At 52.5% G+C, this 14336-nt stretch carries 12 protein-coding genes and 1 riboswitch; of the genes, 3 read left to right on the forward strand and 9 right to left on the reverse strand.

Annotated elements, in window-relative coordinates; all coding sequences use genetic code 11:
• Positions 1-40: 40 nt before the first annotated feature.
• From IMY23_RS18190 to IMY23_RS18215, 6 genes are all read right to left on the reverse strand, one after another.
• Positions 41-2371: a GAF domain-containing protein gene (locus tag IMY23_RS18190; protein ID WP_192823440.1), complete on the reverse strand. Its 2331-nt coding sequence runs from the start codon at positions 2369-2371 to the stop codon at positions 41-43.
• A 98-nt stretch (positions 2372-2469) separates the two neighbouring features.
• On the reverse strand, positions 2470-3375 hold the full coding sequence (locus IMY23_RS18195) for a T9SS type A sorting domain-containing protein (RefSeq protein WP_192823441.1): 906 nt from the start codon (positions 3373-3375) through the stop codon (positions 2470-2472).
• A 135-nt stretch (positions 3376-3510) separates the two neighbouring features.
• The gene (locus tag IMY23_RS18200; RefSeq protein WP_192823442.1) at positions 3511-4065 is read right to left on the reverse strand and encodes a fasciclin domain-containing protein; all 555 of its coding nucleotides are present in this window, start codon (positions 4063-4065) and stop codon (positions 3511-3513) included.
• A gap of 355 nt (positions 4066-4420) precedes the next feature.
• Positions 4421-6406 carry a type I pullulanase gene (gene pulA / locus IMY23_RS18205; protein ID WP_192823443.1) on the reverse strand — a complete coding sequence of 662 codons (1986 nt, stop codon included), beginning with the start codon at positions 6404-6406 and terminating at the stop codon, positions 4421-4423.
• Positions 6407-6575: 169 nt separating this feature from the next.
• Positions 6576-7139 (reverse strand): thioredoxin family protein, encoded by a 564-nt coding sequence (locus IMY23_RS18210; protein WP_192823444.1) that lies wholly within the window; start codon positions 7137-7139, stop codon positions 6576-6578.
• A 288-nt stretch (positions 7140-7427) separates the two neighbouring features.
• Positions 7428-8807 carry a dicarboxylate/amino acid:cation symporter gene (locus IMY23_RS18215; protein ID WP_192823445.1) on the reverse strand — a complete coding sequence of 460 codons (1380 nt, stop codon included), beginning with the start codon at positions 8805-8807 and terminating at the stop codon, positions 7428-7430.
• A 240-nt stretch (positions 8808-9047) separates the two neighbouring features.
• On the opposite strand from IMY23_RS18215, the gene IMY23_RS18220 reads away from it, so the two are divergent.
• Positions 9048-10046 (forward strand): enolase C-terminal domain-like protein, encoded by a 999-nt coding sequence (locus IMY23_RS18220; protein ID WP_192823446.1) that lies wholly within the window; start codon positions 9048-9050, stop codon positions 10044-10046.
• Positions 10047-10981: 935 nt separating this feature from the next.
• On the opposite strand, the gene IMY23_RS18225 is transcribed toward IMY23_RS18220, so the two are convergent.
• Complete coding sequence (locus IMY23_RS18225; RefSeq protein ID WP_192823447.1) at positions 10982-11566, reverse strand: DUF6799 domain-containing protein; 585 nt, start codon at positions 11564-11566, stop codon at positions 10982-10984.
• A 69-nt stretch (positions 11567-11635) separates the two neighbouring features.
• Positions 11636-12301 carry a DedA family protein gene (locus IMY23_RS18230; protein WP_192823448.1) on the reverse strand — a complete coding sequence of 222 codons (666 nt, stop codon included), beginning with the start codon at positions 12299-12301 and terminating at the stop codon, positions 11636-11638.
• Positions 12302-12445: 144 nt separating this feature from the next.
• Here IMY23_RS18230 and IMY23_RS18235 point away from each other — a divergent pair, with 144 nt between their 5' ends.
• Together IMY23_RS18235 and IMY23_RS18240 are read left to right on the forward strand one after the other, a co-directional pair.
• Positions 12446-12895 carry a MarR family winged helix-turn-helix transcriptional regulator gene (locus tag IMY23_RS18235; protein ID WP_192823449.1) on the forward strand — a complete coding sequence of 150 codons (450 nt, stop codon included), beginning with the start codon at positions 12446-12448 and terminating at the stop codon, positions 12893-12895.
• 61 nt (positions 12896-12956) lie between these two features.
• The gene (locus IMY23_RS18240; RefSeq protein ID WP_192823450.1) at positions 12957-13658 is read left to right on the forward strand and encodes a YceI family protein; all 702 of its coding nucleotides are present in this window, start codon (positions 12957-12959) and stop codon (positions 13656-13658) included.
• A gap of 142 nt (positions 13659-13800) precedes the next feature.
• On the opposite strand, the gene IMY23_RS18245 is transcribed toward IMY23_RS18240, so the two are convergent.
• Positions 13801-14028 (reverse strand): hypothetical protein, encoded by a 228-nt coding sequence (locus IMY23_RS18245; RefSeq protein WP_192823451.1) that lies wholly within the window; start codon positions 14026-14028, stop codon positions 13801-13803.
• 160 nt (positions 14029-14188) lie between these two features.
• Positions 14189-14285: riboswitch (TPP riboswitch) on the forward strand.
• Positions 14286-14336 lie beyond the last annotated feature (51 nt).

The raw sequence follows: 14336 nt of genomic DNA on the forward strand, positions 1-14336 counted from the left end.
TTTTGGGGCTTGTTTCTGAAAATGAGGCCGAAAACGGAAATTACACGTTCACTACCACCCGTATGGCTTTGAGGCCGCTCACGCCTTGCAGGTCTTCAATTTCCAGGTGTTCCACGGCATCAGTGAGCACGTTTTTGTTCTGCAGGTATTCAATGTACTCCAGGTACTCGGTGGCTTCGCGGGCCTGCGAGTAGACAATGGCAATTTTGCCGGGCTGGGTGAGGCGCTCCTCGGTGTCACGCACCAAGGCTTTGTCAACCCGTTTCTTCACTATTTCATAGCGTATGTTGTAGGCACCGTCTACGTCAAATTTGCGTTCGTCTTGCCTGAACCTGATGGCCAGCGGTTGGCTATGAATCAAAATCAACTGCGTGGTTTCCAGGGGCACTTTCAACTGCGGAAGCAAGGCGTGCGTGCGCTTGGTGATTTCGCACATGACCATAAGCTGCCACAGCCTGAGGTTGCGCAGGAACATAATGTCAAACGGCTGCCGTTCCTCCAGCGAGGCGCCCACGTAAATGTTGAACTCCACGCCATCGGTCTTGAATTTCTCAAAGTAATGCGGAAACATCTCCTGGGCTTTTTCCTCTTCCTGCTCAATGTACTCAGAAACGGTTTCATTGATGAGCGTGAGGCTTTCCTCAAAGGCCTTGCGGCGTTTGTACAAAATGCCCAGCTGGGGGTCCATGGCATCACGGTAATTCTGGATAAACGGAATGAGGTCTGGATGCGTCTCTTCCAGGAACTTAAACATAGGCTCCACCTGCGTGCGCATCATCTCAAAAATAAGAATGCCGTCTTGTGACAAAACTCCTTTCTTGAGCAGCCGCAAATGCTTGGAAACCGAGAACCGCAGTTCATCTAGAATAGGCAGGGAATGCACTTCAATGGCTTTTTTCAAGATGCGCTCCGCCAAATGCAAATGTTCCACCAAATCGCCCAGAATGGCGGCATTCCGCTCGGTGCTGGAACTGCGCACGTCGGCGGCGGCATAAAGCGGGTACACGTCTGGGAAAACAATGGGCTCCATTTCCACCGGGCCGCTCTGGTTGTTCATTTTCTCCAGCAGGTTGAGCGCCGCTTCCCTGAACCGCCATTCCAGCACTGGGTGAATAGCCGTGAATTTCTCCCGGATGACGGCCTGCACGCGGGTTTCAATTTCCTCTGAATTTCGGTTGACCGCCACGGAGAAAAGCGGCAGGAACTGCTCCATCTTTGACAAGGAGAAATTGTCCAGGTCGCCGGGGTTGGGCGAGCCCAGCTCCAGAATGCCAATGGGTTCATCGCCGTAGCGCAGCAGGGCCAGAATAATGTTCCTGATGCCCATGCCCAGCATTTCTTCGCGCACGCCATCAGGCAATAAGTGGTCACCGGCGGCTACGTCTGTCACTACCAGGGGTTTGCCTTCACGCACCAGGCTGTCATAGATAGACTTGAAACCGGCGTAGCTGCTGCTGCCGGGGTCACTTTGCAAGAGAAAGCTGTGGTTGATCTTGTTTCCGAAGTTCACAAACGTGCTCCGGTTCTTATGGAACGCGGCCACGCCCAACTGCAGATGCGGACGCTTGAAGAAAATTCTAACTTTCTCCTGCAACTGCTCAAACCGGTCTGGGGCCAACATCACGTCACGCTCCAGCAAATCGTTTTTAAGCGACGAGAGCACTTCCTGCACGGTTACGTCTACCAGGTGCAGCACGTAGAACCCGTTGATCTCAAATAAATTAGGCGGAATGGCGGCCATCCAGACATCCATGTCCCTAATGTTGTCCAGCAGGTTTTTGATGTCTTCGGCGCTCAGCTCCGGCAACGGTTGGGTATGCGTGATGTCCAGGAACTGAGTGTTGATCTCCACGTTGTAGTGGCGGTACAAACCCAACTGGTAATCTGGCACCGTGTAAATCAGGAATTCTTCATGCGGCACTTTTACCCCGTAGAATTTCTCCAGAATAAGGAAGTACACCATGCGCACCCGGTTAAAGAGCATGCGGTGTTCATCTATGTTGAGGGGGCGCTTAAGGTGGTTGTGGTCATTGAGAATAATCTGCTTGAACTGGTCTGTGTGGTAGAAGCTCATCTCATACTGCGGCCCCACCACGCCGGTGGCCTCCACCTCACGTGTGGCCGGCGGAAAAATGGCCGTCATGAGCAATTCCAGCAGGCATTGGTGATTTTTCAGGATAGACAGATCGGTGATGGGTCCCAGCAGCGCCGGCGCTTCCTGCAGTTGAAGGTGAATCTCGCGGGCGCAGGTAATGAAGCTGCTGTTGCAGTCATCGTGCTGTTGTTGCCAGTACCTGATGATAGGGCTGAAGCTTAGATTGGCCTTAAACGGGAACGTGTCTACGCTGATGGAGTATTCTTGGGAATTCATATAGGGCTTTTAACGCAAAACACCCCGCACAGATACAAGAAAAGCCGACAGTTCTTGTGTCGGCTTCCTGTTAGGTCAAAAAGGAGGGGAATGAGCATTTATTGTTTTAAAAAACGCAGGGTTTCTGTGTGGTTGGGTCCGGAGAGGCGGTAGTAGTACAGTCCGGTTTGGAGTTGGGCCACGTTCACCGGAATCTGGTGCTGGCCGGCTTTTTGCCCTTCCTGCACCACTTGCTGAACCACCTGCCCTTGTTGGTTGACTAATTCTACGCGCACCTTGCCCGCTTTGGCCAGTGAGTAGGTGAGGTGGCCTTTGTCCAGCACGGGGTTGGGACTTAACTTTAATGAACTCTTGGGGCCGGTTGGCGCCAAAGAATCAGTTTCCTCCCAAGGGTCCTCATGGGAAGGCACGGGCTCGCCGGGTACCAGCAGCAGGAAACGGTTGTTGTTCCAGAAATAGTTTTTGAGGGCCTGCTGCACCAGCCGCACCCGCAGCATGTTCTCAGAAGTGGCCTGGTTTGGGGCGTGCTTTTCAGAGATGGCGTTCAGGTCCCGGTGCCATTTGGTCCAGTTGCCTTTGAACTCCGCCTCAATGGCCGCCAGGGGTTTCTCATAGCGCTTGGCCAGTCGCGCCAGTTTTTCCATCTGGGCCCGGTGTTGCGCGCGCTGCTGTTGAAAGGCTTCTTTGGCCTCTTTGGTGAGCACGGTTTCCTTTTGTTCGCGCTTTGTGCGCAGTTGCAGCAGTTGTTCTTTGCGCTGTTGTTGGTAGAGCGCTACCTGCTTTCTGATGATGGCCAGTTCTTTTCTGTCTGCCGGGGTCAGTTTATCTTCCAACTCCAGCCGCTTGGTTTGCAGAAAAGGGCCTATGTTTTCTTTCCGGTATTGGCGCATTTCCTTTCGCACTTGAGCCGATGCTTCATTGCTTAACCGTGGCGTTTGCGCCAGGGCGGCAGTGGCTAGCAGCCAACTCAGCGCCCCTACATACAGTGCTGTTTTTCCTTTCATCTGCTTGTCTTTTAAAACCTGTTTCTCACTTGGATGTAACTGCGTTTCAATGGGTTAAAAGGTAAGCAGAATTTCAGACAAAAAAAAGAAGCCCCACGCTGCAGCAGGGCTTCTTTTTTTTGAAGGTAGGGCAAATTACATGGTAGGCAATACCACGGTGTCTAGTACATGGGTTACTCCGTTGCTGGAAATCACATCGGCAATAGAAACGGTGGCGCCGTTGATCATGACGGTGTTTCCTTTGCGGGTAACGGTCAGCGTCTCGCCGTTCACGGTCTTAAGTTTTTGGCCGTTTTTCAGGTCTTTGGCTTGCAGTTTGCCCGGTACAACATGGAACGTGAGCACTGCCGCCAACTTAGCTTTGTTCTCTGGTTTCAACAAGGTTTCCACGGTGCCGGCCGGCAATTTAGCGAAGGCCGCATTGGTGGGAGCGAACACGGTAAATGGACCAGCTCCCATCAAGGTCTCTGCCAAGCCGGCTGCTTTCACGGCCGCTACCAGCGTGGTGTGGTCTTTGGAGCCCAGGGCGTTCTCCACTATGTTTTTAGAAGGCACCATCATAGCGCCGCCCACCAGCACGCCTTGCTTTTTCTCCATGCCAGTGGTTTTGGTAGTGGCTTTGGTGGTTTGCGCTGAAGCAGTGAAAGCAGTGGCTCCGGCCAGTACCATCATCAAAAAAACTTTTTTCATCTGAGCTTTATTTTTAGGTTTTTGTAAGATTTGACACACCTACGAGGACTGCCTACCGCCCGGATTTTTTATGGTAGAATTAAAATGGAGAATGGTGTGGCCGTGCTGCCCAAAGCGTTTTCGGGCTCATTTCCGGAAATGAAGCCGAAAACGGAAATCAGAAACCTCTACAATCTTTTGAATTTTTCACGCATTTCGTCCCCTTCAAAAAGGGATGGAATGCGTGTTGCTTTTTAGATTGGAGAATTGTTCTTGTCTTGATAAAAACATATTTGCTGTTTTTGGCTCCATTTTCAGAATTGAGGCCGAAAACGCATTTTTGAAAAAGCCCCACTCCGTCGGGGAGGGGTTGGGGCTATTTCTGAAACAGAATCAGCATAGACACCGGCGGAACGGCAATGGAACCGCGAACGGTTCTGAGGCCGTCGGGGTCAATGAAATTACCTTCGGCGGCTACGTTCCATTCGCCTTGCACGGAGAGGTTGACGGCGCGGTCGCGGGCGTTGTAGTAGACCAGAATTTCTTGCCAGGCATCGCCGTTAGCATGGTTTTTCAGTCTGAACCCCAGGAAACCGTTTTCAACCTTCACAAATTCCAGGTGTTGACGAACCATGTCAGCGGTGGACAGGTGGAAAGCGGGATGCGTCTTGCGGAGTTCTATCAAACTTTGGTAGTAGCTGTACACTTCGGGGTGTTGTGTTTTCCAGTCCCAGTTGAGTTGGTTCACAGAATCCGGTAGGTTGTAGGAGTTGTGTGCGCCTTTTTTGGTGCGGAGCAGTTCATCGCCGGCGTGCAGAAACGCGGTGCCTTGGCTGGTGAGCACGATGGCGTTGGCGAGCAGGTGCATCTTCTTCAATTCCTCAGGAGAAGCTTCGGGCACCGAGACTTTGAGTTTGTCAAACAGGGTGAGGTTGTCATGGCAGGAGGTATACGAGACGGCTTGCCATGGTTCCCGCGTCCAGAAAGCAGCGTTGGTGCCCAGTTTGGTAAGGTTTACCTGCGGGTGTGGAATGCTGCCTACAATGCCAAATTTCAGGGCTTCCTCGGTGTTTTCGGCCCCGTTCACAAAACCTGCATTTTTGTCATCGAACACAGAGCCTTTGATGGCGTCACGCAAATCATCTGAAAAAGTGGCGATGTGTTGGAGTTGGTGCGTGTTGGTTTTTAGGGATTTGGCGGTGTCTGGTAATGGGCTCTGGCTAGCGGTCCAACCTTCGCCGTAGAGAATGATGCTGGGGTTGATTTTCTTGAGCTCGGCAGCCAGCAGGTTCATGGTTTCCAAGTCGTGTAGGGCCATCAAATCAAACCGGAAGCCGTCTATGTGGTACTCCCGTGCCCAGAATTTGCAGGACTCTACCATAAATTTGCGCATCATGGTGCGTTCGCTGGCCGTTTCGTTTCCACAGGCAGCCCCGTCTGAATACTTGCCTTCGGGGGTGTGCCGGTAATAATAGCCGGGCGTTTCCAGGTTGAAGTTGGAGTTCTCGGTGCGGCCGGTGTGGTTGTAGACCACGTCCATGACCACGCCAATGCCTTGGTCATGAAAGCCTTTCACCATCTGCTTGAATTCCTTGATTCTGACCTCGGGTTTGGTGGCGTCTGTGGCATAAGAACCTTCGGGCACGTTGTAGTTCTGCGGGTCATAGCCCCAGTTGAACTGCGCGCTGTCAGGCTTGGCTTCGTTCACCGACACAAAATCAAAGGACGGCAACAAGTGGATGTGCGTGATGCCCAGGGCTTTGATGTGGTCTAATCCGGTGGCCTGGCCAGCTTTGTTTTTGGTGTTCGGTTCTACCAAGCCTAAAAATTTACCGGGGAAACTACTGCCAGAACTGGGGTGCGAAGTGATGTCGCGCACGTGGGCTTCCCAGAGCACTACGTCGTTCATGGTTTTCACGGTAGGGCCTTTGTCGGTGGCCCAACCTTCGGGGTTGGTGGCGGCTAAATCCAGGACCATGGCGCGTTCACCGTTCACGCCCACGGCGGTGGCGTAAATGCCGGGCGTGTCTTCCAGCCATTTGCCGTTTACTTTCACTTTGTAGGTGTAGAAAGTGCCGTTCAAGTTGCGGCGCACCGTGAGTTCCCACAACCCGTTCCGGCCTTTGCGCATGGGAATCAATTGCCTGGCTTTTCCGCCGGTGCCGCGGTCAAAGAGCTTCACGGTCACGGCTTGCGCCACGGGGCTCCACAGCCGGAACGTGGTGGCCGACGGCGTGTAGGTCAGCCACAGGTTGGCGTCTGGCGCGGTGGGGTAGCTGGTGTAATCTGGCGCGGGCATTTGGGCATTAACGGAAATTTTCCCCCAGAAGATAAGCAGCAGAAAAAGTAGAATGAAACGCATGTAAAGTCCAAGGGAAGGTGCCGGCAAACTGCCTGCCGGAAAGCCACAAAGGTAAGACCGCTTGCACAGAAAACCCACGGAATCTGCGGCCGGGAAGCACATCAGTTTCCGTGGGTTTTAGGAGCGATTTCCGTTTTCGGGCTCGTTTTCAGAATTGAGCCCCAAAACGCTATTTCTTGGCTTCTTTGAGCAACGTGATCATGTTCATTTCCAGGGTAGGATAAGCGGTTTCCACTATCCGGCCCACTTCTTTGCCGTCTTTGTAGAGAATAAACGTGGGAACGGCCGTGATGGAATAAGTTTTGTCTTCGTTGTTGAGGGCGCTTTTGTCCTCGCGGAGGCTGGTCATCTCCATTCTGGAATAGGGAATACGGGCGGCGTCCAGGATTTTGAAAAGGCGGGGAAGTTCGCGCTGGCTGTCGAGGCACCAGCTGCCGATGAACGCTTTGATGGTCACGCCTTCCAGCAAGGGCACCAATTCCTCCATCAGTTTTTCGTTGGGTTTGTAGCGCAGGTAAGTGGGGTGGAACCAGGTGCTGTAACGCGCTTTCTCAAAGGCCACGCGCGTGGTTGGGCCAATCAAGAGACTGTCTTTGCCGTCGGCAGCTTTCTCTTCGCGGTTTTCATGGGCTTTGAGGCCGGTGTGGGTGGCAGCGGTGATGCGAGCCTGACGCGCCGTTGAGCAGGAAGCCAAAGCCAGCGCCGATATGATGATGAAAGCGAAATAACGCATGGTATTATTGAGTTTGGGAAGCCTTAAATCTGAGTTTCTGGTGAAGATCTGTTCCTGTGAAATTCTCTGCTTTGAACGAGAAGCCGCAAGAAAATGATATAAAGGCTAAAAAGAAAACGCTCCTGCTTTTTAGAACCAGAATTGGCGCTGAAAGCAGGAGCGTTTTTGATGCTGGTTTAGAAAAAATTTTCCGTTTTCGGGCTCGTTTCTGAAAACGAAGGCAAAAACGGAAAATCTTTTTCTCTTGGGAATTCAGCTCGATTAAAAAACCTGAATCACCTCAAGTATTTACACAGATTCAATAGGGCGGGGCGCGTCAAGGTCCACAAATTCGCCTTCCCAACGGGCAATTACGGCGGTGGCCAGACAGTTGCCAATCACGTTGACCGAGGTGCGGGCCATGTCCATCAATTCGTCAATGCCCAGAATGATGAAGATTGGCCATACCGGAAGATTAAAAGAAGCAGCGGTTCCCAGCAAAATTACCAGTGAGGCGCGGGGCACGCCGGCAATTCCTTTGCTGGTGAGCATTAAGGTGAACACCATCAACAACTGCTGCTCCCAAGACATTTCAATGCCAGCGGCCTGGGCCACAAAGATAGAGGCCAGGGAAAGATACAAGGTGGAGCCGTCTAGGTTGAAACTATAGCCCATAGGCATCACAAACGCCACAATCTTGCGCGGCACGCCAATAGACTCCATGGCTTCCATGGCGCGGGGCAAGGCGGCCTCTGAACTGGTAGTAGCAAAGGCAATGGACACCGGCTCAGCAATAGCCTGCACAAACATTTTAATTGGAATTCTGAATGCCAGGGCCACCGGCAATAGCACCAGCAACAAAAACGCAATCAAGGCTAAGTATAAGGTTGCCAGTAGTTTGAATAGGTTAACTAAAATCCCGAAGCCCATGTGCCCCACCGTGTAGGCAAGGGCGGCACCTACCGCAATAGGCGCGAAGTACATAATGATGTTGGTGAACTTGAACATGGTCTCGGCCAAGCTCTCGGTCACTTCCAGCAGCGGGCGGCGCTTGCGCTCGTTGAGCATGGCCAGGCCAATGCCGAAGAGTACACTGAACACCACAATCTGCAGCACCTGGCCCTCGGCAATGGATTTGGCTATGTTCTCCGGGAAGATGTGCAGGATAATATCTGACCACGTCTGGGGCTCAGCGGCCTTAATCTCATTGCTGATTTCGCCTTTGAGCTCAATACCGTCGCCCGCGCGGCTTAAGTTAATGGCCAGCAACCCAATGAACAGGGCAATGGTGGTCACTACCTCAAAATAAATCAAGGCCTTGGCGCCCATGCTGCCCACCTGCTTGAGGTTAGAGTGGCCGGCAATGCCCACCACCAGCGTGGCAAATACCAGCGGCGCGATGATGGTTTTCACCAGTTTGAGGAAAATCTTGCTCAACACGTTCAGGTTCTGCGCGAAGTCTGGGAAACTGTAGCCAATCTCGGCGCCCACCACCATGCTCACCAGAATCCAGGTGGTAAGGCTTTTCTTTTGGTAGGCGAACAACAGCAGCACCGCAATACCGGCCCAGCGGGCCACGGCCAAGGCCATTTCTGGCAGCGCCACCAGGTTGTAATTTTGCATCACAGACAGAACGGCGGCAATAGTGATGATTACAAAGGCCACCAGCGCAAGCGAAGATTTTTTCATAAAGAAGAGAAAGATTCGGCCCTGGGTAGGGACGAACTAAGTTTAGTTTACAGGTGTATGCGGGGCATAAATGACTAATTACAGATAGCCTTTACCTGACAAATATAGTGTAAATCCTCAGCAAACCACACAGACCCCCTGAGGCGGCGGCCACCAATTTGGCAGAAAGAAGGAGAGTTTGGCCGGTTTCTGGAAGATTTTCGCTACAATTGGGCTACATATTAAAAAACTTTACAATCTATGCTTACCTGGCACCTGGAAACCCGTGAACTGGCCCTGCGCTACACCTGGAAAATCTCCCGCAACGCATCAGACGTGAAAACCAACCTGTTTGTCACCGTGTCTGACGGTAAAAACCAGGGCAGGGGCGAGGCCGCGCCCAACGTACGCTACGGCGAAACCCCAGAACTTCTCAACCAGCAGTTTGACCACCTGCAAACCCAAGGCTTGGCCGAAGTAGCCACCATAGAAGATTTCAGCCGCATTACAACCCAGGTGAAAGTCATGCCCGCACTGCGGTTCGCGCTGGAGTCGGCGTTCATCCATTACCTGTGCCAGAAAAATCACCAGACCGTCACCCAATTTCTGGGCGTGGAAGCAGCTGCCTCGGTGCCCACCGCGTATTCGTACCCCATCATGGACCCGGGCAAAATTGCCACCTTCACCCAGGAGCACAACCTGCACCGGTTTGAGTACCTCAAGGTGAAAGTAAACCAGGAAAGCGGCCTTGACATGATGACCGAAGTGGCCCGTGCCACCAAGCAGCCACTCATGCTGGACGCCAACGAAGCCTGGACTGACCCCGAAGCCTTTATCCTGTACCTGGAGAAACTCAAGAAACTGCCCATCATCATGGTGGAGCAACCCCTGCCATCGGCGTTGAACGATGAATACCTTTTCCTGAAAAAGCATTCGCCCTATGATCTCTACGCCGATGAATCTGTCACTGACCACGCCGATTGGGAACTCCTGCAGCAACAGTTCCACGGCGTGAACATGAAATTGATGAAGGCCGGCGGTTACCTAAATGGCCTGGCCATCTTAAACAAAACCCGTTCGCTGGGCATGAAAACCATGATTGGCTGCATGATGGAAACGTCCATGGGTATCTGGTCGGCTATACAACTCGCCCACGGCGTGAACCTGCTGGACCTGGACGGTATGCTGATTGTGAAGGATGAACCGTTTAAATTGGTAAGAGAAGAAGCCGGAAGATTGTACCCCGTCACCCAGCCGTAGATTTTACTTGAAGTTGAAATTCCCGTTTTGGGGCTCATCTTCAGAAATGAGCTCCAAAACGGGAGTTTAAAAGGTGTAATGTTTTGAAGTAGCTGTTTGCTTTTTACATTCATCCTGAGCCTGTCGAAGGATCTAACGAGGATTTTTGCTTTGCTTGGGTAAGCAATTCCCTTCGCCGTTGTTGGTGTCCATAGGGGCCAACGACCTAAACTGCGGTTCAACTAGCTTTTGTGCACGCCATTTGCTTTCCTTTCAAAGTTCAGTTTGATGCTGAGTTCTACAAGACGCCCTTTTCCATAGTTTAGCTCCGAGCGCTCACGGCCGCGAGGCCCCGCCTTCCCCTCTCGCGCTGTACCAGCTTCCTGGCGCCTTCGGCACCCGCCTGCCGGCGACGGAACCTGCTTAGGCGCTCGATGGAAAGGCTGGAAAAGGTGCGATTCGTTAGGCAGTCTGCGTTTTGGGCATCAGCAGTGCCGCCAGCTCAAAAGACCTCACAGGTTCTGGAAACCTGTGAGGTCTGCGCCAATTGCGTTTCCGGGCTCTGGATTGGAAATGGAAGCGAAACTGGAAATCATTTGTAGGTTGTAGAGACAAGGCACTGCCTTGTCTCTACGGTGGAGGACCCGACTGCTGTTGCTCAAAAGACCTCGTAGTGTGCTCAGCTCCTACGAGTGTCTCTGCCAATCCCGTTTCCAGGCTCTATTTCGGAAATGGAGGCTAAAACGGGTTTGCAGGTTGTAGAGACCAGGCACTGCCTTGTCTCCCACGCATTTCCTGCGCAGTCTAAAAACTCCCCTCCTGTCCTAGGAGGGGCTGGGGTGGTCTTTTACCACCCATTTTCATGCTCATTTCCTGAAACAAGCCCAAAAACAGCGAAGCCCGCCTTTCACAAGACAGGGCTTCTCTTTTACATGTAGTAGAAATTATGGGAACCGCTATTGCTTCTTTTTCTCCTCCGCGGCCATTTGCTGTTTGACTTGAGTCAGGTCAGCGTCTACTTTCTGCAGGTTGAGCGTTTTGGTTTTGTCTTTGAGCGTGGTTTGGAGGAGTTCGTTTTTCTTTTCTAACAGGGTGCGTTTGCTCTCCAGCAACTGGAGGCGTTCCTGCAGGGCCTGGGCCTGCAGCAATTGAGTGCCCAGGCCGGTGGTGTCGCCGGAAACGGTGGTGGTCTGCTGCACTACCACCGGATTGGGAATGAAATTGCCTTGCAAATCTATCCGGTCGCCGTCTTTGAGTTGGGTCACCTGGCCAGAAGCGGCGGTGAAGTGGCCTCCCGGCGAAAGCGTGGCGCCGTTAGAGAATTTCTTGCTTTCTAAGAGTGGTGCGTAGCCTTTGGGCTGAATTTCCATCATCTTGCCGTTGCGCATGATTATGCCCTGCCGTACCGGGGCCGCGCCGTTGACGGCGGTGCGCCCTGCTTCGCGCTTCTCCACGGTGGCGCCCTGCGTTTGCGCCCGGGCCGTGGTGCAAACGAAAAAAGCAGTGAAGAAAATGCCAGCAAAGAGGGTTCGGTGAAGCATATGCCTAAGGTCTAAGTGCCTGCTAGTTTCCAAAAATTTACCCTAAATCGCAAATACCAGCACACCGGATTACTCTGCAGTAGAATTTTTCTTTTTTTCCTTGAAGTACTGGATGATGCCGGGCAACACAGATAGAAAGATGATCACCGGAATGGCGTAGTGCAGGTAGTCTTTCAGTTGCGGGAACTGCCGGCCCAGGTAATAACTGGCCACTACCAGCGAGCAAATCCAGAGGGCGGTGCCCATGGCGCTCAACAGCAGAAATCGGCTGAACTCCATGCCGGTGGCACCAGCCAGCAGCGGGTTGAAGGTGCGCACCACCGGCACAAACTTGCCCAGCACAATGGCAGATTTGCCTTTCTCTTTGTAGAATTTTTCGGCGCGCTCCAGGTGCTTGCGCTTAAAGTACCAGGTGTCTTGTTTGTGGTAGAGTTTCTTGCCCATCTTCCGGCCAATGCTAAAACCCAGCAGGTCACCCGCAATGCCCGCGGCAGTCATGCTGGCCAACAGTACCAACAAGGGCACGGTGAGCACATCGGCACCCGCCAGCAGGCCCGTCGCTAAAAGCAGCGAATCGCCCCCGGGAATCACCAGGCCAATCAGCAACCCCGTCTCAACAAACACCACGGCCAGAATAAGGGCCAGGCCACCATACCGAATCATGTTTTCTGGGCTGGCGAACAGTTCTGACCAGGCCACCAAAAAGAAGAGTATTTTCATGGAGAGTGCAAGCATAGTTTCTAGCATACGCACGCTGGAGCCTTGTAGTTAGCCAGGCGCCAGCCAATTTCTTGCCCCAGATGCCAGTGCGTAGTTGCTGAAACAAGCAGTAGTTCTTATCTTTATCATTGGTAATGAGACTTTGGCCCAACCCAACCCATGAAAATAGAAGAAGAAATAAAGCAGCCGGTCTTTAAAGACCCTTACCATAAGGCTCATATCAACCTTATCTTCACCGCCAACTGGGTAGGGCTCAGGCAGTCAAACCTGTTCAAACCTTTTGGCGTGACCTTGCCCCAGTACAACGTGTTGCGCATCTTGCGGGGCCAGCACCCCAAACCGGCCACCGTGAACCTGATCATTGAGCGCATGCTGGACAAAACCTCCAACGCCTCCAGAATTGTAGACAAGCTGGAAGTCAAACAGTTGGTCACGCGCACCCAATGCGCCACCGACCGCCGCACCGTGGACATCCTGATCACCGAGAAAGGCCTGGCCCTGTTAAAACAGATGGACGAAGTGGAAGACCTTAAGAAAGTGGGCGTCCATAACCTGAGTGCGCAGGAAGCTACCCTGTTAAGTGATCTGTTAGATAAAATCAGGGATTAACCTGCCCTGGTACCGCCCTGGAATTCATACCTTTACCCATAAACCTTTAGTAACCCAAAGCATGAAAAAGATATACCTACCTGTTTTACTGGCTGCCGCCCTGGGCGTGTCTGCCTTTACCTTGAACACCGCGGCGCCTGCCAAGAGAAACGCGTTGGTAGTGGCAGCGCCCAACGCCGCCCAAAGTTATACCGTGCAGACCGATGCCAGCACCATAACCTGGGTGGGCCGCAAAGTGACCGGCGAGCATACCGGCAACATCAAGCTGGCCAGCGGCACCATTCTGTTCAACAAAAGCATGCTGCGCGGCGGTACGTTTGTCATGGACATGTCCTCCATCACCTGCACTGACCTGCAGGGCAACTCCAACAAAAACCTGGTGAACCACCTGCGCTCAGATGATTTCTTCTCTGTGGAGAAAAACCCGACGGCCATGTTCGCCATTACCAACCTGGCCGAGCGCCCCAACGCCAAAAACGGCGCCGCCAACTACACCATCACCGGTGATCTCACCATTAAAGGCATTGTAAACCAGGTTTCTTTCCCGGCGTTTGTGACCGTGAAGAAAGGCGTGGCCACCGCCAAAGCCACTCTTAAGTTTGACCGCACCAAGTGGGACATCAAGTACCGTTCCGGCAACTTCTTTGAGAACATTGGTGACAAAGCCATTCATGATGATGTGGAACTGAAGATTGAACTGGTAGCCAAAGAAACCGCCGTTGCCAAAAAAGACAAAAAAGAGAAAGACGTAGCCAAGTCGTAGGGTATCTTTCAACATAAAAAGAGCGCGGCCGCCAGATATTTCTGGCGGCCGCGCTCTTTTTAGGGGGTGTGTGCTTTTAACAGCACGAAAACTTCAAATATTCCTTCACCTATAGCCAAATTGAGTTTGGCGGCAGGAACGCTTAAAACGCTGGTAAGTTTTTGATTTTAGGGCGGTTGTAGTCGGGTTCCCAGTCATTGATGGGCAGGCTAATGCCCGGCGGAAGGTCCAGGTCTGGCAAACCGTCTGAGAGCGGTTCCCCGCCATCGTCATCGCTGTCATCTTTGGGGGGAACGGTTAGTTTCTTGCGGGGCGCCAAGGCAAGAAAGGCTATCAGCGCGAACATAGCCAACGTGTAAACAATCAACATATTACCGGTGCATTAGAAGTCTCACATCACGTCCATCGCCTGCTTAAAGGCGTCAATCTTGTTCAACGTATAGCGCCCATGCTATGTTAGGGTAGAAGGCAAAAAAATATAGGCTTCTTGGGGCAAGGGTTTGTTTTGTAGCCAAGGCCGTGTAGCTTTGCGGCAGTTTTAGGGGTGCCTTAATATAACGGGCTGAGATCATACCCATTGAACCTGATACGGGTAGTACCGGCGAAGGGAAAAACAAGGGAATCAAAACAGAGTGGGAGAGCCAACCCCTGGTAGCTCCTGTGTGTTTTACTTATCAC

Source organism: Rufibacter sp. LB8 (genome assembly GCF_014876185.1).
GTDB lineage: Bacteria > Bacteroidota > Bacteroidia > Cytophagales > Hymenobacteraceae > Nibribacter.